Origin of the sequence: Mesorhizobium prunaredense, from assembly GCF_900156895.1 — a bacterium.
GTDB lineage: Bacteria > Pseudomonadota > Alphaproteobacteria > Rhizobiales > Rhizobiaceae > Mesorhizobium > Mesorhizobium prunaredense.
This window is the reverse complement of record NZ_FTPD01000078.1, coordinates 75,084-99,015: the sequence shown is the minus strand read 5'-3', so window position 1 is coordinate 99,015 and position 23,932 is coordinate 75,084. Positions and strand designations below refer to the sequence as shown.

General features: G+C 62.3%; 18 protein-coding genes and 3 pseudogenes. 9 read left to right on the top strand and 12 right to left on the bottom strand.

Going from position 1 to position 23,932, the window contains the following annotated elements:
- Positions 1-78: 78 nt before the first annotated feature.
- Positions 79-615 carry a hypothetical protein gene (locus BQ8794_RS32465; RefSeq protein ID WP_077383732.1) on the top strand — a complete coding sequence of 179 codons (537 nt, stop codon included), beginning with the start codon at positions 79-81 and terminating at the stop codon, positions 613-615.
- A 25-nt stretch (positions 616-640) separates the two neighbouring features.
- On the opposite strand, the gene BQ8794_RS32460 is transcribed toward BQ8794_RS32465, so the two are convergent.
- Positions 641-1,801: an MFS transporter gene (locus tag BQ8794_RS32460; protein ID WP_077383730.1), complete on the bottom strand. Its 1,161-nt coding sequence runs from the start codon at positions 1,799-1,801 to the stop codon at positions 641-643.
- 205 nt (positions 1,802-2,006) lie between these two features.
- Positions 2,007-3,875: a phospholipase D-like domain-containing protein gene (locus BQ8794_RS32455; protein ID WP_077383729.1), complete on the bottom strand. Its 1,869-nt coding sequence runs from the start codon at positions 3,873-3,875 to the stop codon at positions 2,007-2,009.
- Between the two features lie 228 nt (positions 3,876-4,103).
- On the opposite strand from BQ8794_RS32455, the gene BQ8794_RS32450 reads away from it, so the two are divergent.
- From BQ8794_RS32450 to BQ8794_RS32435, 3 genes are all read left to right on the top strand, one after another.
- Positions 4,104-5,681, top strand: a complete 1,578-nt coding sequence (locus BQ8794_RS32450; protein WP_077383727.1) for a trimethylamine methyltransferase family protein — start codon at positions 4,104-4,106, stop codon at positions 5,679-5,681.
- Between the two features lie 178 nt (positions 5,682-5,859).
- Complete coding sequence (locus BQ8794_RS32440) at positions 5,860-8,442, top strand: GcvT family protein (protein WP_077383722.1); 2,583 nt, start codon at positions 5,860-5,862, stop codon at positions 8,440-8,442.
- A gap of 70 nt (positions 8,443-8,512) precedes the next feature.
- Positions 8,513-9,880, top strand: coding sequence for a M24 family metallopeptidase (locus BQ8794_RS32435; protein WP_077383721.1), 1,368 nt, complete (start codon positions 8,513-8,515; stop codon positions 9,878-9,880).
- A gap of 6 nt (positions 9,881-9,886) precedes the next feature.
- Here BQ8794_RS32435 and BQ8794_RS32430 read toward each other — a convergent pair whose 3' ends face one another.
- Entirely contained in the window at positions 9,887-10,687 is an 801-nt protein-coding gene (locus tag BQ8794_RS32430; protein ID WP_077383863.1) for a phosphate/phosphite/phosphonate ABC transporter substrate-binding protein, read from the bottom strand.
- A gap of 85 nt (positions 10,688-10,772) precedes the next feature.
- The gene (locus tag BQ8794_RS32425; RefSeq protein ID WP_077383719.1) at positions 10,773-11,777 is read right to left on the bottom strand and encodes a fatty acid desaturase; all 1,005 of its coding nucleotides are present in this window, start codon (positions 11,775-11,777) and stop codon (positions 10,773-10,775) included.
- A gap of 228 nt (positions 11,778-12,005) precedes the next feature.
- Here BQ8794_RS32425 and BQ8794_RS32420 point away from each other — a divergent pair, with 228 nt between their 5' ends.
- Together BQ8794_RS32420 and bmt are read left to right on the top strand one after the other, a co-directional pair.
- A complete protein-coding gene (locus BQ8794_RS32420) occupies positions 12,006-12,848 on the top strand; it encodes a helix-turn-helix domain-containing protein (protein WP_077383717.1) in 843 nt (280 codons plus the stop codon).
- An 89-nt stretch (positions 12,849-12,937) separates the two neighbouring features.
- On the top strand, positions 12,938-13,954 hold the full coding sequence (bmt, locus tag BQ8794_RS32415) for a betaine--homocysteine S-methyltransferase (RefSeq protein WP_077383715.1): 1,017 nt from the start codon (positions 12,938-12,940) through the stop codon (positions 13,952-13,954).
- A 110-nt stretch (positions 13,955-14,064) separates the two neighbouring features.
- Here the strand turns inward: bmt and BQ8794_RS32410 are convergent, their stop codons facing one another.
- From BQ8794_RS32410 to BQ8794_RS32395, 4 genes are all read right to left on the bottom strand, one after another.
- Entirely contained in the window at positions 14,065-16,212 is a 2,148-nt protein-coding gene (locus BQ8794_RS32410) for a VWA domain-containing protein (RefSeq protein ID WP_077383713.1), read from the bottom strand.
- 2 nt (positions 16,213-16,214) lie between these two features.
- On the bottom strand, positions 16,215-16,775 hold the full coding sequence (locus BQ8794_RS32405; protein WP_077383861.1) for an RNA polymerase sigma factor: 561 nt from the start codon (positions 16,773-16,775) through the stop codon (positions 16,215-16,217).
- A gap of 136 nt (positions 16,776-16,911) precedes the next feature.
- Entirely contained in the window at positions 16,912-17,583 is a 672-nt protein-coding gene (locus BQ8794_RS32400; protein WP_077383711.1) for a hypothetical protein, read from the bottom strand.
- 107 nt (positions 17,584-17,690) lie between these two features.
- A complete protein-coding gene (locus BQ8794_RS32395) occupies positions 17,691-19,265 on the bottom strand; it encodes a trimethylamine methyltransferase family protein (protein WP_077383709.1) in 1,575 nt (524 codons plus the stop codon).
- Positions 19,266-19,535: 270 nt separating this feature from the next.
- Here BQ8794_RS32395 and BQ8794_RS32390 point away from each other — a divergent pair, with 270 nt between their 5' ends.
- Entirely contained in the window at positions 19,536-20,234 is a 699-nt protein-coding gene (locus tag BQ8794_RS32390) for a corrinoid protein (protein WP_077383707.1), read from the top strand.
- 138 nt (positions 20,235-20,372) lie between these two features.
- Here BQ8794_RS32390 and BQ8794_RS32385 read toward each other — a convergent pair whose 3' ends face one another.
- Positions 20,373-20,582 carry a hypothetical protein gene (locus BQ8794_RS32385; protein ID WP_077383705.1) on the bottom strand — a complete coding sequence of 70 codons (210 nt, stop codon included), beginning with the start codon at positions 20,580-20,582 and terminating at the stop codon, positions 20,373-20,375.
- A gap of 274 nt (positions 20,583-20,856) precedes the next feature.
- Positions 20,857-20,997 (bottom strand): entericidin A/B family lipoprotein, encoded by a 141-nt coding sequence (locus BQ8794_RS32380; protein ID WP_077383703.1) that lies wholly within the window; start codon positions 20,995-20,997, stop codon positions 20,857-20,859.
- 57 nt (positions 20,998-21,054) lie between these two features.
- On the opposite strand from BQ8794_RS32380, the gene BQ8794_RS32375 reads away from it, so the two are divergent.
- On the top strand, positions 21,055-21,684 hold the full coding sequence (locus BQ8794_RS32375) for a DUF1638 domain-containing protein (protein ID WP_077383701.1): 630 nt from the start codon (positions 21,055-21,057) through the stop codon (positions 21,682-21,684).
- A gap of 8 nt (positions 21,685-21,692) precedes the next feature.
- On the opposite strand, the pseudogene BQ8794_RS32370 reads toward BQ8794_RS32375, so the two are convergent.
- Positions 21,693-22,614 (bottom strand): annotated as a pseudogene (locus BQ8794_RS32370) (NAD-dependent epimerase/dehydratase family protein).
- Between the two features lie 123 nt (positions 22,615-22,737).
- Between BQ8794_RS32370 and BQ8794_RS32365 the strand changes: the two are divergent.
- Positions 22,738-23,310, top strand: a pseudogene (locus BQ8794_RS32365) (DUF4893 domain-containing protein).
- Between the two features lie 320 nt (positions 23,311-23,630).
- Here the strand turns inward: BQ8794_RS32365 and BQ8794_RS32360 are convergent.
- Positions 23,631-23,909, bottom strand: a pseudogene (locus BQ8794_RS32360) (LysR substrate-binding domain-containing protein); the annotation flags it as partial.
- Positions 23,910-23,932 lie beyond the last annotated feature (23 nt).

The window sequence follows — 23,932 nt, the reverse complement described above, 5'->3', positions numbered from 1 at the left end:
TTCAACTGAAACACGTAAAACGAACGGCCTCCGTAATCACCACAGCCAAGCCTTCTGCGTGGGATACAAGGAAACTTCATGCAACGTCTCTACATTGCGAATGAGAAGTTTGATCCGGTCAACGGCACAGGATGGACGGAGTACATCCTGTGGTCGGGCCTCACCCAGTTGACCGAGGTCGTCACGCTCGATGGAATGCTCTGCCCGGTTGCACTGGCAGAGACGAAGGACAGCTACTGGCCTCATATTGTGAACGAGGACTACATGCTCGATTTCTTTGTGGACCTAGACTTCCTCCTTTCGGAGTTGGCGGATCCGAGCGACTTGAATGTCCTCGGTGTGATCCGAAGACCGTCGGTGGACGTGCGTGCACTCGACTGGAACGGATTTACCTTCCTGGGCTACGACTTGTTGGATCAAGACGTCTCCATAAGCGCCTTGACCAACTGCGGAGGATTTCCTGACGTGTTTGCGAACACGGAACTGTCTGATGTTGGATTGATACCCGATTTTGATCGTGCCGTTGAAATTCGAGACCTTCTACGCAGGATGCATCCCTCTGAACACCATGCCGATTGTGACCTCTGGGCTATGTTCAGACTGCAAGGCAATTGAGGGCTACAGCACTCCGATACGTATCTCACACGATCCGCCGCCGTATGACGGTTGTAAGCGCCAGCGCCAGGCAAATGGCGCCAAGCGTGATCGGCAGGCCGTTCGCACCGAGAATATCCATGGCGCCGCCCGCCAGCGGCGGCACGGCGATGCCGCCGACGCCCCACATCAGCGAGAAGGCGGCGTTGCCAGCGACCAGCGCCGAGCCGGTGAACCGTTCGCCGAGCTCGATGATCGACATCGTGTAGATGCCGTAGGAAACCGCGCCCCAGACAAAGACGCATGGCCAGATCAGCGGCGTCTCGATGAGAGCCGGCAACAGCACGCATCCGAGCACCGTTAGGGACACACAGATAAACCGCACCAGACGCGCCGTCAGGCGTTCCGCCAGCAGGCCGAGCGGCACCTGCATGGCGATATTGCCGGCGATCATCATCGACAGCAGCGCCGACATGCGGGTTTCCTCGATGCTATAATGCGCTCCGTAGACCGGCAGCAATGCCAGCACCGCCTGTTCGAAACCGGCGGCCACGACGACCGCCGACAACAGCAGCCATGCCATCGGCATGAACCTCATGACCGAAACCTGGTGTCCGGCCTCCTCGACCTTCGGTAGCCGTCCCAGCACCAGCGCCAGGCAGGCGCCGCAAAAGACGAATGCGGCGATGCCGACGAGAAACGGCGGCCATCCTTCGGTGCCGACGGCAAGCAGGCACAGCGGGCCAGCCGCGAAACCGGCCGAAATGACCGTGGAATAGATCCCCATCACGCGGCCGCGGCGCGCCGGTGGCGCCAGCGCGATCACCCAGATCTCGCTCAGCACATAGAGCGGATTGGTCACCACGCCGATCAGGAAGCGCAGCGGAAACCATAGATAGACATTTTGCGTCCAGCCAATCAGTGCCAGCATGATCGCGGAAAGAGCTGCGCAGGTGAGCGCCGTGCGCCCTGCCCCGAACCGGCGCGCCAGCGCCGGGATGAGCGGCGACGAGACGATAAAGCCGACCGGCGTCATTGCCGCCGAGAGGCCGATCATGGCCGGCGACACGCCCTGGCGCTGCAGGATGAAGCTCAACAGCGGGTAGCTCAGCCCTTGCGCGATGGCGAACACCGAAACGGTGGCGATCACGCCGGTGATCGCCGCCCACTGCATTGTCTCGTCGCTGTTCTGTTCCGCCAGGTCCATGATCCGCACCAATAGGGAACCTGCACGATTAGCGTTTCGGCGGCGTGCCGGGAAGCACCGGCGGCAAGAACCGCTTGCGCCAGCCAGCGGATGAAGTGTTCAAGAGCCCCGGCGCTTGAAGGACCGATACAAGGCGAACGCCACCAGCAGCACGTCGACCCTGGTTGGCACGACGCGGTCCGCACGTTTGGCGCCGTTCAGGCCACTACGGAAAATACCGGGCAATCGCCCCCTTCCTGCCCTGCGCGTAAGGCTTCAGCCACTTGTCGTCGATGGAGAGCCCGTCATTGTCCGACGGTCCTTCTCCAATCGTCCTGCGCCAGGCGCGGAACTTGTAGTGGTCGAACACGTCGAGCATATGCACCGCAAAGGCCGCAGCGAACGTCTTGTCGCCTTCCACGATCACCATGTTCTCGTCGTTTTCATAGGACGCCTTGTAGCCAAGGTTGTGGCTGCCGGCGATGACGGTCGCGTTGTCGGCCATCGGATCGATGATGACGATCTTGTCGTGCACGATCGCATGGCCGACGGTCAGCACTTCCGCCTGGAAATCGCGCGCAACGGAGGCCCCCGTCAGGTTGGCCGCCCTGACGATGGAGACGTTCGGCGCCTCCCAGACCTTCTCCGGAAAGACGAACGGCGATTTGCCGTCCTTGTGCGACTTGTTGGTGACCGGATCCCTGGTCGGGGCAACGTAGTTCGGCATGGCGGTGTGGTCGCTGATTGCGCCCTGCACGATCAGCTTTGGATTCGCCGTCGCCGCCGCGACCGCCTGGTCGATGACCGAATTGTTGCCGAGCCGCGAAGGATTGAACACGAGAAAGAGCACCGCCTCCTTCGCCGCCCTGATTCGTGCGAAAACGTCTTCGAGATCGACAGGCCGCACCGAGATGTCCTTTTTGCTGCGGTCGGGATCGTTTGGCGAGAACCAGATGGTGGTCCCATTGACATGGTTCGGTGTGCGATTCATCAGGCGAAACGGCCTGCCTTGCTTCTGCGCCACACGTCCGGCGGCGCTATTGCTCGCCGGCGGCGGGAACACGTCGGCCTTCATCCGCTCCCAATAGGCATCGAACACTTCGGCCATGGCGGGGTCATCGCGGATGAAGGCGTTGTTGGACTGTCCGCAAATGCCGGTCGACGTCCAGTTGGTGCTGCCGGTCATGACCGCTTGCGGATTGCCTTGGGCGTCGCGGTAAACGGCAAACTTGTTATGGCCGATATGGTTGTTGTTGAACAGACGATCGGTCAGCACGACGCCGGCGTCGCGCAGCCGCTTTCTGAACGGCGCGTTGCCCGCGTCCCAGGCCTTGGTTTGTTCATCCCTGCCCGAATTCGACAGAATGACGTCGACGACATCTTTGGCGTCGATGATCGCGTCGCACAACTCGTCATCGCCAAGTTCATAGAGGGCAAGCCTGACAGTGCCGCCCTCGGCCTTGGCCCGTTTCATCAGGCTGGTGAGCACATCCGGAACCTCGCCGTGAAGATAGGCGCGTATCTTGCTGCCGGGACGCTGAAGCTCGGCCCTGATCTTGTCGCGCTGCCCGACCTTGATGCCGGCGTCTTCCAGCGCGCGCGACAGCCATTGCGTCGAGAGCACGCCGTTGGTGAAGGCGAGCCGTGCCTTGCCGAACATCGATCCCAGAAAAATGGTCGGGCTGACGGCACCTTGTCCGAGATAGCCGAGCGGCCGCGCCGCTCCGGTATAGGCTTTCTCGGGGCGCACCGGCACCGGATCGAGGCCGGGCCGCATGTCGCCGACCGGACGCACCCGGTAGGCGACCATTTCGCCATCCGGCCTGATTTCAACGCTGTCGCGGCGCCGCCGCACCGTAAGATCGCGCCAGAATGTCTTCTGCACCGGCCAGACGCCGGTATCCTGCGGAATCCAATCCTTGTTGCGTTGCCCCCGGAAAGGCACCCAGGACGCCAGACAGCGTTCCTCGCCGGTGCCGGGATAGATGCGGACGATCTCGAAGCCGAGACAGCCGTCGATCATTCCGTCAATATCCCAGGCAATGAAAGCAACTTCGTTGTTGGTCGCCGCACGCACGCTGACAACATCCGACACGGAAATAGTCTCCCTCAGGACGGTTTGTATTCAATGTACTTACTCAATATGACGTGATCGCAACGTGACATGTTTCACGGTTCGGGCAGAGATCTGGTTTCGCCCTGGTGCGTCCGGCTGGCGAACGTCCATGTCGCTTCCCTCGTCCTAGTGGTCGCCGCCTCCGCAATGGCGGGACGGCGGTCGGTCCATTATGCCGCCGCACCGTCGCAGCGTACGAGGACTATCATGACCGCCGCCCTTCATCCCGCCGAACCGGCATTGGCAAACGACCGCGCCCGTCGCGGCGGCCGCGCGGGCAAGCGCGCCGGCGCAGCGGCGGCATTCGAGCAGCCGCCTTTCCGTCAGCTGAAAATCCCGCTGACGCCGACCAAGCTGGTCTCCGACGACGAGCTGGAATCGATCCACCTCGCCTCGCTGCGTGTTCTCAGGGAAATCGGCGTCGACGTGCTGCACGACGAGGCAAGGCGCATCATGAAGGCGCATGGCGCGGATGTCCGCGAAGGCAGCGAGCGGGTGCGCTTCGACAGCGACATGATCCTCGAGCTGGTTTCGCACTGCCCGTCGGAATTCACCATCCATGCCCGTAATCCGGCGCACAATGTCCGCTTCGGCGGCGACAATCTGATCATCTCGATGATGGCGTCGGCGCCCAATTGTTCCGACATCGATCGCGGCCGCCGGCCCGGCAACCAGCAGGACTACCGCAACTTCCTCAAGCTTGCGCAGATGCACAACATCCTGAACTGCACGGGCGGCTATCCGGTCGAGCCGATCGACATCCATCCGTCCGTCCGGCACCTCGAATGCATCCGCGATCTGAGCGTGCTCACCGACAAGGTGTTCCACATCTATTCGCTCGGCAAGGAGCGCAATGTCGACGGCATCGAGATCACCAGGATCGCGCGCGGCATCAGCGACGAACAGCTTCTCGAACAGCCGTCGGTGTTTACCATCATCAATACCAATTCGCCGCTCAAGCTCGACGTGCCGATGATGGAAGGCATCATCCAGATGTCGAGCAAGGGCCAGGTCGTCATCGTGACGCCGTTCACCCTGTCGGGCGCCATGGCGCCGGTGACCATCGCCGGTGCGCTGGTGCAGCAGAATGCCGAGGCACTGTCCGGCATTGCCTTCGCCCAGATGGTGCGCAAGGGCGCGCCCGTCGGCTATGGCGGCTTCACCTCCAACGTCGACATGAGGTCCGGCGCGCCGGCCTTCGGCACGCCGGAATACATGAAGGCGCAATTGGTCGGCGGCCAGCTCGCCCGCCGCTACAACATCCCCTACCGCACTTCCAACACCTGCGCCGCCAACACGGTCGACGCACAGGCCGCTTATGAAAGCGTGTTCTCGCTGTGGGGCGCCATACAGGGCGGCGGCAATCTGATGATGCATGCGGCCGGCTGGCTGGAAGGCGGCCTGCGCTGCTCCTACGAGAAGACCATCCTGGACATCGATCTGCTGCAGATGGTGGCCGAATTTTTGACCCCGCTCGACCTTTCGGAGGAAGCACTGGCTATCGACGCCATCCGCGACGTCGGTCCGGGCGGCCATTTCTTCGGCACCCAGCATACCCAGGACCGCTACAAGACCGCGTTCTATTCGCCTATCATCTCTGACTGGCGCAATTTCGAGACCTGGGCGGAAGCCGGATCGCCGACAGCTATCGAAAAAGCCAATCGGGTGTGGAAGGAGCGGCTGGCCTCCTATGAAGAGCCCTACATGGACCCGGCTGTCCGCGAGGAGCTCAACGCCTTCGTCGACAAACGTCGGTCCGAAGGCGGCGCGCCGACCGATTTTTGATCATCTGTATCGGTTTGATGAACAGTCGACTCCCACTCCGTCGAGCTTCGCTCGACACCTCTCCCCCGGTCGGCGGGGCAGAGGAAGGGCGTGAGATTATTCCAGCCGGCGCCCTTCTCCGCTTTGCTTTCACGCCCCGCTCACTCGATTCAATCTCTTCAAAAACGGAACTATCGTCATGAAATCTCATGCAAAAGCGGTTGTCATCGGTGGCGGTGTCGTCGGCTGCTCGGTGCTTTACCATCTGGCCAAGGCCGGCTGGACCGACATCATGCTGATCGAGCGTTCGGAGCTCACCTCCGGTTCGTCCTGGCATGCGGCGGGCGGCTTCCATACGCTCAACGGCGATCCCAATGTCGCCAAGCTGCAGGCCTACACGGTGCAGCTCTACAGGGAGATCGAGGAGCTTTCCGGCCAGTCCTGCTCGCTGCACCTGACCGGCGGCGTGATGATGGCCGACACACCCGAGCGCATGGACTTCCTGCGCCTTGCCCACGCCAAAGGCCGCTATCTCGGCATGGACACCGAGCTGATCACGCCGTCAGAGGCCAAGGCGATGTTCCCGCTGATGGACGAGACCAATTTCGTCGGCGCCATGTGGGATCCGGTCGAAGGCCATCTCGATCCTTCCGGCACCACCCACGCCTACGCCAAGGCCGCCAGGAAGCTCGGCGCCGAGATCGTGCTGCGCAACCGCGTCGTCGAGCTGACGCAGGAGGTCGACGGCACCTGGAACGTCGTTACCGAGCAAGGCACGGTCAATGCCGAGCATGTCGTCAACTGCGGCGGCCTGTGGGCGCGCGAGATCGGCCGCATGGTCGGCGTCGAACTGCCGCTGCTGGCCATGGAGCATATGTACCTTTTGACCGAGCCGATGCCGGAGGTCGAGGAATTCAACAAGTCGACCGGCCGCGAGATGATCGGCGTTATGGACTTCAAGGGCGAGATCTACACCCGCCAGGAACGCAACGGCATCCTGCTCGGCACCTATGAAAAAGCCTGCAAGCCGTGGTCTCCGGTCAACACGCCGTGGGATTTCGGCCACGAATTGCTGCAGCCCGACATCGATCGCATCGCGCCGTCGCTGGAAATCGGCTTCAAGCATTTTCCCGGCATCGAGAAGGCCGGTATAAAGCAGATCATCAACGGTCCCTTCACCTTCGCGCTCGACGGCAATCCGCTGGTCGGCCCGGTGCAGGGCCTGACCAATTTCTGGTGCGCCTGCGCCGTCATGGCCGGTTTCTCGCAGGGCGGCGGCGTCGGGCTGGCATTGTCGAACTGGATGGTCCATGGCGATCCCGGCTTCGACGTCTGGGGCATGGACGTCGCGCGTTTCGGCGAATGGGCGACACTGCGCTACACCAACGCCAAGGTGCGCGAAAACTATTCGCGCCGCTTTTCCATCCGCTTTCCCAACGAGGAACTGCCGGCGGCACGCCCGGCCCAGACCACCCCGCTTTACGACACGATGCTGGCCAACAACGCCGTCATGGGCGATAGCTGGGGCCTCGAAACCCCGCTCTGGTTCGCACCGAAAGGCACCGAGCCGAAGGACATCGTTTCCTTCCATCGCTCCAACGATTTCGGGCCGATCGGCGAGGAAGTGCGCGCCACCCGCGAGAAGGTCGGCGTCACCGAGATCGCCAACTTCGCCAAATACGAAGTCTCCGGGCCGGGATCGGAAGATTTCCTCAACCGGCTGATGACCAACCGCATGCCGAAGACCGGCCGCATTGTGCTGACCCCGATGCTGAACGAGTTCGGCAGGCTCATCGGCGACTTCACCATCGCCAAGGCGGGCGAAGAGCGCTTCATGATCTGGAGCTCGTCGGCCGCGCAGAAGTATCATATGCGCTGGTTCGAGAAGCACCTGCCGAAGGATGGTCCAGGGGCGTCACAGGTCCGCATTCACCGCTTCGACCAGACGCTGGTCGGCTTGTCGATCGCCGGGCCGAAATCACGCGACCTTCTGCAGAAACTGGTTGATGTCGACATCTCGACCAAGGCCTTCCGTTTCATGGATTTTCGCAAGATGGCGGTCGGCGGCGCGCCCTGCATGGTCAATCGCATTACCTATACCGGCGATCTCGGTTACGAGATCTGGATGGCGCCGGCCTACCAGCGTCTCGTCTACAAGGCGATCAAAGATGCCGGCGAAGAGTTTGGCCTGGTCGATTTCGGCATGCGCGCCCTGCTCTCGATGCGCCTGGAAAAGAATTTTCCGACCTGGTTCCGCGAACTGCGCCCGATCTACGGGCCGTTCGAGGGGGCGATGGACCGCTTCGTCAAGCTGGAGAAGAACGACTTCATCGGACGGGAAGCGGCAGCCAGGGAGCAGGCAGAAGGACCAAAACTGCGCCGAGTCTCCTTCATCGTCGATGCCGCGGACGCCGACGTCATGGGCGACGAACCAATCTGGGCCAAGGTCGGCAAGGACTACGGCACGGTGGAGAAGCCGCATGGCTACGGCGCGCCGCGTTTCGATACGGACGGCAAGGAAGTGCGCGGCTCCAGGGCCGCGGAAGGCGCTTCGGCCGTGCGCGGCATCGTCGACGGCGACTGGCGCGTGGTCGGCTGGATCACCTCCGGCGGCTATGCCCATTACGTCCAGGAATCGATGGCGCAAGGCTATGTGCCAGCGGCCTTGGCCGGGGACGAGAGCGCCGGACTGTTCGAGATCGAAATCCTCGGAAGCCGACGACCAGCCCGCATCAATGTCGAGCCGCCTTTCGACCCGAGCGGCGAAAAGATGCGATCCTGAAAGCTTTGGACCCAAAGGCCCGCCCTCGGGCCTGACCCACGCGGCCGATTGATATCGGGAGGATAGGAAAATGAGCGATCCGAGCGTCGAGCGACGGTTCGGTCGTCATCGCCGGATCGCGCCGTTCGAGCCGGACGCAGCAGGCTCAATCGATGCGTTGCGCCTGAAGTCGCGGCAGAAGGCCGCTGAACTCAACCAGCATGTGCTTGGCTACGGCGCACTGGCGGAAGCCGAGTGGCACGCCGCCGGCATTGCTGCTCCCGACCTGCCCGCCATGCGCCAATACCGGCTCGACCGCATCCGCGCCGAGCTGAAGCGCCGCGGCTATGCGGGAGCCTTGCTCTACGATCCGATCAACATCCGCTATGCGACCGACTCGACCAATATGCAGCTCTGGGTCGCGCACAATCCGACAAGACATTGTTTCGTTGCCACCGAAGGTCCGGTGGTGCTGTTCGACTATTTTTCCTGCGAGCACCTTTCCGACCACTCCGGCGTCGTCGACGAGGTTCGGCCGGCAGTGTCGTGGATGTATCTCTACAGCGGCGAACTCACCGAGCAAAAAGTCCGCCGCTGGGCCGCCGGGATCGCCGATCTGGTCAATGAGCATGGCGGCGGTGTCAGTCGCATCGCCGTCGATCACATCAATCCCGAGGGCGTCGAAGAGCTCGCCCGCCTCGGCATCTCGATCGGCAATGGCGAAGCGCTGATGGAAAACGCACGCCTGATCAAATCGCCCGACGAAATCCTGGCCATGCGCCGGTCGATCGTCGCCTGCGAGGCGACGATGGGCGAGATGGAAGCAGCATTGCGGCCAGGAATTTCCGAAAACGAACTGTGGGCCGAACTCCACCGCGGCAACATCGCGCGTGGCGGCGAATGGGTCGAAACCCGGCTCTTGACGTCTGGCCCGCGCACCAATCCCTGGTTCCAGGAATGCTCGTCGCGAACGATCGCAGCCGGCGATCTCGTCGCTTTCGATACCGATTTGATCGGCCCTTACGGTTTCTGCGCCGACCTGTCGCGCACCTGGCTCTGCGGCGACACCGAGCCGTCCAACGAGCAACGCGAGCTGTTTCGCATCGCCGCCGATCAGGTCGCCCACAACATCGGCCTGATGCAGCCGGGCACATCGTTCCGCGATCTTGTCGAACGCTCGGCGGTGCCGCCTGGAGATTGTTTCCCGACGCGTTACGGCGTGCTCTATCACGGCGTCGGCCTGGCAGACGAATACCCGACGCTGCCGCATGCGATCGACTGGACCGAAGACACGCCCGACGGCGTGCTTGTGTCGGGCATGGTGCTTTGCGTCGAGAGCTATATCGGCCGGCTTGGCGGACGCGAGGGCGTCAAGATCGAGGAGCAGATCCTGATCACCGAAACCGGCAACGAGCAGCTTTCGACCTATCCCCTCGATGAGCGGCTGCTCGGCGGCTGATTGATTTTACGCGGTCGCCGCGACCGCCTCGCGCAGCGCCTCCACGATCTTTTCCGGTGTCGTTCTGGCAGTGATGAACGGCAGGCCCATGCGCCGCCTTGCCCAGCCGACGACCGTGACCGCTTCCGCTGCCTGCTCGAAGCGCCGCGCCTTGGCCCAACTCTGGCAGTCGATGGCCGCGACATCGGCCTTGCCCTCCGCAATGGCGACGATCGAGGCGCGGTGGCCACCGCTTTCGCTGCGCTCAGAGAAGATGTTCAGGCTTTCGCCCAGCGCTTCCAGGTCACGCGTCAGCGCGATAATGCCCGACATGGAATCGAGGCTGTTGAAGGTAAAATGCTTGCCACGCAGGACATCGAGCGGGATGAGGGGGCTGCCGTCGGACGGTGAGGCAACCGTTGGCGCTTCACCTGCACGCATCACGAGCGCGCTCGAATAGAGTTCACCCTGCCCGCCCTCGAACGCGTCGTAACGCGGCTGGCCGATCAGTTGAACATGCGTCGCCAGCCCAAGTTCCATCGGACCCCAGCAGGCCTGTGCGAACAGCAGCGCCGGATGCAGCCAGAGGCCGTGAAAATCCAATTCGTCCGGCGGCAGCGTCGCCGGATCGGGCGCGATGACCCTTCCGGCGGCGTCGCGGATGCCGCCTTCTACTGGCCGCAGATCGGCATTGACGCGAGCGATGGTCTGCGGCGCGTCGATGCCTTTTTGCCGGAAGGCGTCCCGCAGCCGTGCCCATTGGGCATCGACCTCGCCCCTTTCTTCAGGCCAGTCATACATCGGCAAACCGGCAACGAAATCGCTCATGCCGGGACTTTGATCGATACGCTGAGAAAAATTGACGAGGCCATTGACGCGCACCTGGGCATCGCTGCCGGCGATGCCCAAAAATTCATTCTTTCGGCGGCTCGGCCGGCACCGGCGCACTGCCAAGCCCATTGAGGCTGCGCGCCCTGACGCGCGGCTTGAACGCCCGGCCCGGTTCCGGCGTGCGCCGCAGCACCGGGTGGACGATCGGCTCCTTGGCCTTGAAGGCATATGCCCTAAGCAGCGCGAAATAGTTCGGATAGGCGTAGCCATTGTTCATCCGCAGCCACTCGTCACGGCGCTCGCGAAACAGCTTCGGCAGCCGGTACCAGGCCACCGTCGGGCTCTTGTGATGAACGAAATGCAGATTGTTGTTGAGGAACAGGAACGACAGCGGCGAACGCTCGACGATCACCGTACGGCCTTCCGGATGCTCCGACCACTGATGCTCGGCGAAGGTGCGGATCGAGATCAGCGACTGGCCCAGCCACACCGGCACCAGGATGTAGAGCCATAGCGGGATGCCGAAGCCGAACTGCACGACCGGCAGCACCACGGCGAGGCCGATGGCGTGCAGCAGCCATGCCTTGCGGATCACCTTGTCGCCGGCGAGCATCTGCCTGGCATCGTCGATGAAGAAGCCGATGCATGACAGCCACGGGCCGAGAATGAGGCGGCCGATCATGGTGTTGTTGATCTTCAGCAGGAACTTCATCGCCGGCGGCAATTCGTCATGGCGCCACAGCGCCTTGTAGTAGCTTTCAGGATCGTCAAGCGGATCGGTCAGCCGTTCGTCGGCATGATGGCGCAGATGAATGGTCTTGAACCGCCGGAAAGGCCAGACGAGACCAATCGGCACGAAGACGAAAGCTTCGTTGAGCTGCGCATTGCGGGTCGGATGGCCGTGCAGGACTTCATGCGCCAGCGAGGATTGCAGCGCCGCCGTCAGGGCCAGAACGACCAGCGCCAGCAGCGGATAGGACGGCCACAGGGACAGGCCAGCTGCAAGCCAGGTGCCGTAGCAGAAAAACGCGAGGAAGACTGTCGGCCATTCGATGGCCGGTGCATTGCGTCGTCTGTTGCTTGTCATGGATCGACCACTGCCCTTCCAGTCGCCGGAACCGTTTTGATTCCTGACAGCATTGTGTCAGGAGCATCGTGATGCTGCAACGCGACAAAGCGCACAAAATGTTGCGATTGCGCATTTTCAGCCGCATATGTTATCTATTGTAAACAAGCTGGAGGATTCATTTACGCCCAAAGTGCCACGTTGGCGGATTCGGCGGATTTTTATCCTCCTAATGGCCGGAATGACGATATGGACAAACGCGACCTGTCGACGGTCTTTCGGGAGCGCCTGAAGATGCTCCTGACACGGTCCGATCTGAACCAGTCCGCTTTCGCGACTGCGGTGGGCATCGACCGCTCGGCGCTTTCGCAGCTGCTGTCCGGCGCCTCGACACGCCTTCCCCGCGCCGAAACGCTGCTCAACATCGCCGCCGAATTCAAAGTGTCGCTCGACTGGCTGCTCGGCCTCAGCCAGGACGAAGGCGTCACCGGTGAAATCCGCGAGAGCCTGGAGATCGAGGAAGCGCCTGACGGCTTCGACCGCACGCTGCTGGCCAGATGGCATGCCGAGGCCGCGGGCACGAAAATCCGTTACGTGCCGGCCGGCATTCCCGATCTTCTGCGCACCGAAGCGCTCGTCGATTACGAGGCCGGTATCGCCAACAAGAGCCGTGAGGCCCAGGCCGGCGAGACGCAGTACCGCATCGACTACAACCGGCGGCCGGAAACCGACATGGAAGTCTGCATGCCGCGCCACACGCTGGAGATCTTTGCGCGCGGCCTGGGCGTCTGGGACCGTTTCCCTGAGGCCGCCCGCCACCAGCAGCTTCTTCACATGGCGACGCTGCTCGACGACCTTTATCCCACCTTCCGCCTGTTTCTCTATGACGGACGGATGCGTTATTCGATCCCCTACACCATCTTCGGGCCTTATCGCGCCGCCATCTATGTCGGCGACATGTATCTGGTGCTGAACGCGACCCAGCCGGTCCGCACGCTGACCAGCCATTTCGACAATCTGATCCGCGCCGCCGATATCAATGCGCACGAAGCAGCCAGCTTCACGCAAAGGCTGGCGGAGATGCGATTTTGACGGCTTGCTTACCGCGCCGACATTGACGCCATATAAAGATTTCTTTATATCCTTATCTCGACAAAGAATCCCGGAAGGCGTATTTTCCAATGACCAATCCAATTGACGCTTTGCTTGCCGAAAAGGGCGTCCTGCTCGCCGATGGCGCCACCGGCACCAATCTGTTCGCCATGGGGCTCGAGGCCGGCGAGGCTCCAGAGTTGCTGAACGAGACGGCGCCGGACACCATCACCAGTCTGCACCAGAACTTCGTCGATGCCGGCGCCGACATCATCCTGACCAACTCCTTCGGCGGCACCCGGCACCGGCTGAAGCTGCACCATGCGCAAGACCGCGTGCATGCGCTGAACAAGCGCGCCGCCGAGATCGCCCGCGCCGTCGCCGATAAAGCCGGCCGCAAGGTCATCGTCGCCGGCTCGGTCGGCCCGACCGGCGAGTTGCTGGTGCCGCTCGGCGCCATGACCTATGACGAGGCGGTCGAGGCCTTTGCCGAACAGATTGAAGGCCTGAAGGCCGGCGGCGCCGAAGTCGCCTGGATCGAGACCATGTCGGCGCCGGATGAAATCCGCGCCGCAGCCGAAGCCGCGATCCGCGTCGGCCTGCCCTATACCTATACCGGTTCCTTCGACACCGCCGGCCGCACCATGATGGGGTTGTTGCCGAAGGACATCCACGGCGTCGCCGATGGCTTGTCGCAGGCGCCGCTCGGTGTCGGCGCCAATTGCGGCGTCGGCGCCTCCGACATCCTCGCCTCGCTGCTCGACATGACCGAGGCGAAGCCGGAGGCGACGGTGATCGTCAAGGGCAATTGCGGCATTCCGGAATTTCGCGGCGCCGAGATCCATTACTCCGGCACGCCCGAGCTGATGGCCGACTATGTCAGGCTGGCCGTCGATGCCGGCGCAAGGATCGTCGGCGGTTGCTGCGGCACCTCGTTCGCCCACCTCGCCGCCATGCGCAAGGCGCTCGATGCGCATACAAGGTCGGATCGCCCGACCGTCGAAAAAATCGTCGAGCGCATCGGCCCGATGCGCAACAAGCAGGCGACGGTCAACACCGTCGAGACCAGCGAAGCCCGCCGCGAGCGCCGGCGCAGCCGCGCCTGACGCAATTGAAAAGGCCGGCAAGGTTTTCCTCGCCGGCCTGCCTCACCGCCCGTCGGTCGGTTTCCCGTATCAGAACGATCCCATCTGATGAAAACCGGCCGTCACACCCACTACCGATTGCCGCCGAGCGCCGAGGCAAGGCGCACCAGCGAGAGGAACTCGGACCGGTAGCCGAACGGGTCGGCCCCCCGGGCGGCAGTGGCAATCTCCATGATCTTGTCGTAGCCGAACTTCGCGGTCGCATCCTCGTCGCGCAGCTTCTGGCCGAAGGCCGCGACGGCAACAGAGAAGCGCTGGTCGGTGCTGGCCTGGTCGAAACCAGCAACTTCGTTGGCAGATGTCACCGGCGTGGTGATCAGCTTCGAGGCATCCTCGTTCGGCAGCTTGTAGCGGATCTTGACGAAGGCATATTCGTCGGCATTGGCGACGCCGCCATTGTTCACTGAAGCCTGGCCGTAGCGCAGCGGATCGATCTTCTCGCCGCCGCTGTCCTTCGGCGTGATCTCGTAGATCGCGGTAACCGAATGCCCCGAACCGATCTCCCCGGCGTCGATGCGATCGTTGTTGAAGTCCTCGCGGTTCAAAGCGCGGGTCTCGTAGCCGATCAGCCGGTATTCCGAGACCTTTTGCGGGTTGAACTCGACCTGGATCTTGACGTCCTTGGCGATGGTGAACAGCGTCGAAGACGCATCCTCGACCAGCACCTTCTCCGCCTCGGCCAAAGTGTCGATATAGGCGGCGGTGCCGTTGCCGTTCTGGGCAATGGTCTGCATCATCTGATCGTTCAGGTTGCCGCGGCCGAAACCGAACACCGACAGGAACACCCCGGTCTTGCGCTCCTTTTCGATCAGCCGCTTCAGATCGTCGTCGTCGGTCTGGCCGACATTGAAGTCGCCGTCGGTGGCCAGCATCACCCGGTTGACGCCGTCCTTGACGAAGGATTTCTGCGCCAGCCGATAGGCTTGCCTGATACCCGCCTCGCCGGCCGTGCTGCCGCCGGGCGCCAACGTATCGATGGCATTGAGGATCTTGTCCTTCTCCGAAACCTTCGTCGGCTCCAGGACAGTGCCGGCATCGCCCGCATAGGTGACGATCGAGACGGTGTCCTCGGGCTTCAATTTGTTGACCAGAAGCCGGAAGGCCGACTGCAGGAGCGGCAACTTGTCCTGCTCGTTCATCGAGCCCGACACGTCGATCAGGAAGACCAGATTGGCCTTGGGCTGCTCTGCCGGCTTGGCGTCGAAGCCCTTGATCGCGACATGCATCAGCCTGGTGTGCTCGTTCCACGGCGTCGGCATGACGCTGACGGTCGAGTTGAACGGGATCGAGGCAGAGTCCGGACCTTTCCAGTCATAGGGGAAGTAGTTGATCATCTCCTCGACGCGGACCGTGTCGGCCTGCGGCAAAGCACCTTCCCTGAGCGAGCGCCGCACGAAGGAATAGGAGGCTGTGTCGACATCGATCGAGAAGGTCGATACCGGGTCTTCGAGCGCGGCACGCACCGGATTGGTCTTGAAATCCTCGACGCGGTCGCGGTTTTGCTCCTGCGGCAGCATCTGGTCGGCCGGCATGGCCTGCGGCTGTACCATCAGCTTGGATTCGGCGCCTGGCATGCGGCCAGCCTGCGTGGCTCCGTCGGCTTTCGGAGGAGATATGGACATCATCACTCTGCCAGACGGCGCAGCTCCACCATCCTGTGCGAACTCACCTTTCGGCGCAGGTGCCGGCTCGGGCGCCACATTGCGGGCCAGAGCGTCCTGCTGCGCCAGGCCACCCACCGCGTTCGATTCGGGCTTCGGCGGCGATGCCGGGGCAAGCGCCTCGGCTGCGACGCGGCTTTCGGCGTCGGCATCGGCTTTCTTCCGCTTGTCGGCCTCGGCTACGGTGAGCGGCCTCGCCGTGGCCGGCCCTTTAGCCAGCGGTTTATCGGCCAGCGTTTCGGTGATCTTCCCGTCCCCACCGGAATAGAACGGCTGCTCCTGCAGCATATAGATGGTGGCGTATCCGGCGATCGGCAGGGCGACGAGCCCGGCAATGGCCGGGGTGGCGAAGAGTTTCTTTTGCATGATTTCGCTCCAGAGCTTTTGTGCTCGCTCTGTGAGACGAAGGCCTTTCGCCGTTCCTTGGGCGGCAGGTGAAATTTTCTCGCCCATGTCGTAAGTCCGCATGGCGGCCTCGAAGGCACGCGCCTTCGCCGCGGTACCGGGCGGCGGTGCTGCGATGTCGCGCAGCCTGTTGAGTTCGTTGTCGTCGACCATGATCACACTTCCCCAGCTGAAAGCAGGAGCGCCTTCAACCGTTTCTTCGCTTCATGGATGTGCCAGGAAACCGTCGTCTCCGAGATGCCCATAGCCTCGGAAGCGAGTGCGTGGCTCAGCCCTTCGCCATAGACGAGCAGCACCGCGTCGCGCTGCTTGTCCGGCAGCATCCGCACCGCCGCCCAAAGCGCCTCGGCTGGATCTTCGGGCTCGGCCGGGGCCTCGCCCGAGATCAGCTCGTAAGCCCCGTAGGCTTCGGTCTTGATCGCCTCGCGGACGGTCTTGCGCATCATGTCGCGTGCCGCATTCAGCGTCATGGTGTAGAGCCACGTGGTGAACGCGCCGCCGCCATGATAGTCGCGGATCGCCCGGCCAAGCCGGACGCAGACTTCCTGGGCGATATCCTCGGCGTCGGCCTTTTTCCCGCACCAGCGATAGGCGGCGCGATAGACGAAGTCATAGTGCCTTTCGAGCAATTTGCCGAAAGCCCCCCTGTCACCGCCCTGCGCACGACCGATCAGCTCGGCGTCGGAGGCTTCGCTTTCATCCAGCATCATCGCCATCATTTGCCTGTTGGACGAAGGCTAATGGCGATTCCTTGGGATGATGGAAAGATTTTTTTGCAGGCGGTCAGATGACCGCCAGCGGTCTATCGGGGTCGCAATGCGGTGTTCAAGTTTCGTTCGGCATTCAGCGATGCTACAGGCCCGCGAACGCGGTCATGTGGAAGGCCTGAACCTCTGGCGGATAGCGATAGGCCGCGCCGTAGGGACAGGCGTTGCGGTCGAGACAACCGCCGGTTCGGCACGGCGCGCCGTTGTGCCCACGCACATGCGCCAGACATGTTCCATGCGCGAAACCATCCGCAGAATAGGCATCGACCGGACAGGATTTCAGGCAAGGTTTGTCGACACATGCATCGCAAAGGTGGACCACTTCGCGAGTTTCCCCAAACGCAATCTCGTCCTCGAACAGCAGCGCGCCGCGATAGGCGTGCCAGAGCCCGTATTGCGGATGCATGAGAATGCCGAGCGGTGACGGTTTCAGACCCTCCGCCTGCATCGCCCATTGCTGGAACGGCAGATAAGGCGTGTCGGACGGCGAAGCGGCGCGCGCCCCGAATGTCTCCGCCACTGCGCCGATGACTTCTCGCGACCATGTGTCGAGCGGATCGGCAATAGTTTGCGATCGGCCTTCCCGCCAGCGCAGGAAATGCGGCCACGGCGCGGCGCCCGCCTGCCCGACCAGCAGCACGGATCTGGCGGCAGCGCCGGAGAGACCGGAGGGTGTTTCCTCACCGCCTGCAAAATTGAAGCCGCCGCGAAGCAGGAGGCCGTGGGCGGCAAGGGCCGCCGCTATATCTTCGACCATGCTGCGCGCCGGAGTCACCCCTTCCTGTCCGGCTCGGAGAAGGCGCTCCGCCAGACTTCCTTGTGGATGATGTTGGCGACTTTAGCCCCGCCTGACTCGGGCTCCTTTCAGGTGAAGGCGTCGGCCATCGACGCCTTCTTGCTGGCGATGAAATCCTTCAGCCCGTCGTCGATGCCCTGATCGAGATGCGGCGCCTCGTAGCTTTCCAGCCAGCGGCGAGCGAGTTCGTTGGCGCGCTGCGGTGCCGACCTTTCGCCCTCGGCCAGCCACTGCTCGTAGGAGTTGTTATCGGCGATGCTGGAACGGTAGAAGGCCGTCTGGAAATTGGCCTGGGTGTGGTCACAGCCGAGATAGTGGCTGCCCGGGCCGACCTGGCGGATGGCATCCATCGCCTGGCCGTTCTCCGACAGGTCGACGCCTTCGGAGAACTTCTGGGTCATGCCGAGCTGGTCGATGTCCATCATGAACTTTTCGTAGCAGGAAGCGAGCCCGCCCTCGAGCCAGCCGGCCGAATGCAGCACGAAATTGGTGCCGGCGAGGATCGTCGAGTTCAGCGTGTTGGCGCTCTCATAGGCCGCCTGCGCGTCCGGGATTTTCGAGGCGCAGAGCGAGCCGCCGGTGCGGAACGGCAGGCCAAGCCGGCGGGCGAGCTGCGCCGCGCCATAGGAAACCAGTGACGGCTCCGGCGTGCCGAAGGTCGGCGCGCCCGACTGCATCGAGATCGACGAGGCGAAGGTGCCGAACAGCACCGGTGCGCCCGGCCGGATCAGCTGCGTGAACGACGCGCCGGCCAGCACTTCGGCCAGGACCTGGGTCAGCGTGCCGGCGACCGTCACCGGGCTCATCGCGCCGGCGAGGATGAACGGCGTGACGATACAGGCCTGGTTGTGGCGCGAATAGACTTTTAGCGCCCCCAGCATGGTCTCGTCGAACACCATCGGCGAATTGGCGTTGATCAGGCTGGTCAGCACCGTGTTGTTCTCGATGAAATCGTCGCCGAACACGATCTTGGCCATCGCCACCGTGTCTTCGGCGCGCTCCGGCGCGGTGACCGAGCCCATGAACGGCTTGTCCGAATATTTGATATGGCTGTAGATCATGTCGAGATGGCGCTTGTTGACCGGCACGTCGACCGGCTCGCACACCGTGCCGCCCGAATGGTGGATCGACGGCGCCATATAGGCGAGCTTCACGAAATTCTGGAAATCCTCGATCGTCGCATAGCGCCTGACGCCGTCGAGGTCGCGCACGAAGGGCGGGCCGTAGACCGGTGCGAAGACCGTGGCGTTGCCACCGATCTGCACCGAACGTTCGGCATTGCGGGCATGCTGGGTATAGACGGACGGCGCGGTTTTCAAAAGTGAGCGGCAGAGCCCCTTCGGAAAGTGCACGCGCTCGCCCTTGACGTCGGCGCCGGCCTCTTTCCACAGCTGCAGCGCCTCGGCGTCGTCGCGAAAGATGATGCCGATCTCTTCAAGCACCGTGTCGGTGTTCTTCTCGATCAGCGCCAGCCCTTCCTCGTCCAGCACCTCATAGACGTTGATCTTGCGCTTGATGTAGGTGAGCTGGGTGCCGGGGCCGCCACCCGAGCGCGCCGCCCGTCGGGCAGCGGCACCACCACTGGCGGCGCGTCCGCGCCGCGCGTTTGACGCTTCCTGGTCGACCGGCGCGTTCTCACTCATGATCGTTCTTCCCTGACTTTTGTTCTGGCACAATTATTACGGCCGCATACGCGGCTTCTGGCCGGATCGTAGCCATGCACCCTATTCGAAACGGCCCGCCAGCGCCAACGCCTGTCGCAAAATCGACAAGAATTCCAATAGATCTGCAGTCGCTTTCCTTTTGCGGGAAGTCGCAAATCAGCTATGGACGCTGGCCTGTAGCGGGTTAGGTATTGACGTGATATTTGAGGCCCCGCAATTGCATCTGTGCGGCAAGGAGCTGGATTAAAAATGGCCGACGACGAGATCATCCTTTCCGAGCTTTCCGACGACGAACTCGTGCAGCAGATGCACGACGACCTTTATGACGGGCTGAAGGAAGAGATCGAGGAAGGCACCAACATCCTTCTCGGGCGCGGCTGGGCGCCTTACAAGGTGCTGACCGAGGCACTGGTCGAAGGCATGCGCATCGTCGGCGAGGATTTTCGCGACGGCATCCTGTTCGTGCCGGAAGTGCTGTTGTCCGCCAACGCGATGAAGGCGGGCATGTTCATACTGCGTCCGCTGCTTGTCGCCACCGGCGCGCCTAAGCAGGGCAAGATGGTGATCGGCACCGTCAAGGGCGACATCCACGATATCGGCAAGAACCTTGTCGGGATGATGATGGAGGGCGCCGGCTTCGACGTCATCGACCTCGGCATCAACAATGCGGTGGAAAAATATCTCGACGCCATCGAACAGCACCAGCCTGACATCATCGGCATGTCGGCGCTTTTGACCACGACCATGCCCTACATGAAGGTCGTCATCGATACGATGAAGGAAAAGGGTATCCGCGACGACTATGTCGTGCTGGTCGGCGGCGCGCCGCTCAACGAGGAGTTCGGCAAGGCCGTCGGCGCTGACGCGTATTGCCGCGATGCGGCCGTGGCGGTCGAGACCGCCAAGGACTTCATGAAGCGCAAACACAACGTCCGCGCTTCGGCCTGAGCTGACGAGGAGACACAAGAGCATACAAGAGCATAAGTACGGAGCCCGTACTTATGCTCTGGCAGACGAGGCGCCGCGTAACGCCGGCATGTCAAGACATCAACAAGCAACAGCGATCCGCGTAGCGGCTTGAATCGCCTATTCTGACTCTTTCGCTTCTTCCTTTTTCAGAATCGGCGTGTCGACGGTTGTATTCGCGACGCTTGCGACTTTGGTTTGCTGATCTACGCTTGCAGCTTTGGTTTGCTGATCTACGGAAGCCGTCGTTTTGTTGTGGCCAACACATTCCGCTGCGGCGCCGGATACCGAAAGGCCCAGAGCGGCGACAACTAAGAGAGCGGTCTTCATTCTATGCTCCTAGCTTCGTTGTTGAGGTGCAGGGAAAGATTACCGGCATGTCCCGCATTCGAAAAGTCAACTTTTTGTGCCTGTCGTGACGATAGGGAATTTCGGATTAGGTGGACACCAAAGCCTGCGCTTCGGCCCATCTCCGCCAACTCGCATGGACAACAGACCGGACCGCGCCTTGCGGCGCGGCTTAGTTGCTCCCATATATTACAAGGGCTTAACGCGCATCGCTTGAACTTTCTCGATAGCGATGCGCTTGTTGATATCCGCGGGATCAGGGATTTTCGACCGTATCCTCGACCGCGTTGGCCGTCGATTTGACGTCCCTGCCGACGCCGCGAATGGTGTTGGCGCAGGCTGAAAGCGCCAGAGCGCAAGCGAGAATGGCGACGGGTGTCAGGCGCAACAGTTTCATGGACGGTGTCTCCCTCGTTCGATAGATTCGAAACCAATAGCAACGAAACCCGCTTCTATGGGCGCCATGCGAAAACTACAACCCGATCAAGGTGACAGGCTGCTCGTCATCGCCTGCGGGATGATTGCGCGCGAAATTCTGGCCGTCAAGGAACAGTTGCGGCTCGACCATCTCGACCTGACCTGCCTGCCGGCTGAGTTCCATTTCTACCCGGACCGCATCGCGCCGGCCATGGACAAGGCGATCGAAAAGGCCAAGGCGGACGGCTACAGAAACATCTTCGTCGGCTACGCCGATTGCGGCACCGGCGGCCTGCTTGACCGCGTCTGCGAGAAGCATGGCGTCGAGCGCATGGCCGGGCCACATTGCTTTGCCTTCTACCAGGGCATGGATGCCTATGCGACGGTCGCCGACGACGACATGATGTCGTTCTACATGACCGACTTCCTGTGCCGGCAGTTCGACGCCTTCTTCATGAAGCCGCTCGGCCTCGATCGGCATCCGGAGCTCATCAAGGACTATTTCGGCAATTACGAGAAGCTGGTCTATATCGCCCAGACCGACGATCCGGAACTCGACAAGGTCGCCGAGAAAGCGGCGAAAATGCTCGGCCTCGCCTATGAGCGCCGCTCGACCGGCTATGGCGACCTGACGAAGGAGCTGGCCAGCGCCGCCGGACACGGCTGACCGTTCGATCAGGCCGCCCCTTCTTCCGCTGCGAGCGCGGCGAGCACAGCGGCAAAGCTCGTCTTGCAGACGAAGCCCAGCCTGTCCCGCGCCCGCGAGGCGTCGTAGACACGGTCGATCGAGGGAAACATCGTCCAGCCCTTTCGCGCATAGAGCGCCGGAAACTCCGGAAAATAACGCGCCACGACGGGCGGCGCGTCGGCGATCAATGCCTCGCAATCATCAGGCCGGAACGGCGTTGGCGCCGAGATGATGAAGATTTCGAAGCCCAGTTGCGGCGCCTTCTCCAGCGCCGCGACATGGGCCTCGGCGGCATCTTCCACGGTCAGTCGGCGGAACAACAGCTCATTGGCCTTGGTGTTGGCGTCCGACTGCTCGATCGCATGCGCCATGTCGTCTGCCTCGGGAAAGAACCGGGCAGTGCGCAGCACGATCACCGGCAGTCCGGACTGGATGTGATAGAGGCGGCAAAGATGTTCGGCCGAAAGCTTGGTTACGCCGTAGATGTTGCGCGGCTCGGGCGACATGTCTTCCGTCAGCCAGGCGGCCTTGCGCGCACCGCCGGTCAGGCCGGCGCGTATCGCGTTCGAGATCATCAGCGAGGTCGTCGACGTGAAGACGAAGCGCTGAACGCCTGATTACACCCGCGTCGAGCAGGTTGAGCGTGCCGCGCACATTCGTCTCGATGAAATCCTCATTGCGGTGATGCTCGATATCAGGCTTGTGCAGCGCGCCGCTGTGGACGATCGCCTCGATGCGGTTTTCGCCGACCGTCCGCATCACCAGATCACGGTCGGCGATCGAGCCGATCATCTGCGTTTGCGCCGACGGGACCGGATCCAGCCCGATGACGTCATGGCCAAGCGCCCGCAGGCGCGGCGCGAGCGCGCTGCCCAGCCAGCCTGACGACCCCGTAAGCAAGATCCGCATCGGCAAAACCACGAGTTTTAAGCTGACCGCTGTTAAGCACGGATGACAGGCCGCCGCGAACGGGTAAGTTGTATGCCAAACGAGAAAACAGGCTGTTCCAGCCGTCGACCGGGAAACGCACCGATGATCGCTCGCCTCTTGATTGCCGCAGGCGTTTTCTGCTTCGCCCTGCCCGCGCTCGCCGATGGCGAGGTGCAGAAGCTGACCACGCCCGCCGACAAGGTGCGGCTCGACAAATATGACGAGACGCGCAAGGCAGCCCTTGATGAAGCCAGGGCCGGCGACGCCGCCGAGGTCAAGCAGCTCGACGCCTTGCTGGCAAGGCCGCTGGTCGCGTTTTCCGACAAGGACCTGACCGGCAACTGGCAATGCCGCACCATCAAGGCCGGCGGACTGAGCCCGCTCGTCATCTACGGCTGGTTCAAGTGCAAGGTGAGCGACGATGGTTCGGGCTGGATGCTGGAAAAACGCACCGGTTCGCAGCGCACCAAGGGCCGTTTCTTCGACGACGGCGAAAAGCGCGCGATCTATCTCGGCTCCTTCTTTGTCAACAACGATCCCGCAAAACCCTATGGCAGCGGCCCGCAAAGCGACCAGGTCGGCTAGGCCTTTCGCAACAGCGCCAACGAATGGCGCATCGAGTTCCCGGCTCCCTATCACGAATCGAAGCTCGACATCCTTGAGCTCAGGCGCTGAGCCCGCTGTCCTGAGGCCGATCATCGGGGTTAACCCGGCGGTCTAAAGCGAACCCATGCGCTAGTGGTGAAGACCTGACGCTTGGTACACACGCAGAAGGACGCGAGACGACCCCTTGCGGACCATCCCTGATGGGAGGTCAAGGGAACGTCGTGACCCGTTGTCGACGTTTCATGGTGACGCGTTGAACGTCCGGGACTACTGGTTTCGCGACCATAGCTCTTCCACCGCAACCGCTTGCTGGTGATAGCTGGAATTCGCGGCGGCTCCGCAATACAAGATTGCCAGCGGCACATTCCGGCGCGACGGTGACGGTTCTTCTAGGCTTCAAAGGGCGAACGCGTGTTGCGACTCGGCGGTTGGTCGGACGCTCGGTCCCAATAAGGCGGATCGCCGAAGCTTCGCCGCAGACTTTCGATGAGCGCGAGCACCTTGGCTGACGCACTGCGCTCACGCGGATAAGCGATGAACAGCTCTGCGCCTTCGGCCTCTACATCAATGTCGATTCGGGCGAGGGCCCGGTTTGCAAGCTGGCCGTGGACGAAGAAGGTAGGCAGCAGCGAAATGCCGAGGCCGGCGACAGCGGCGTCGCGCATGGTTTCGGCATTTGCAGACTAATCCG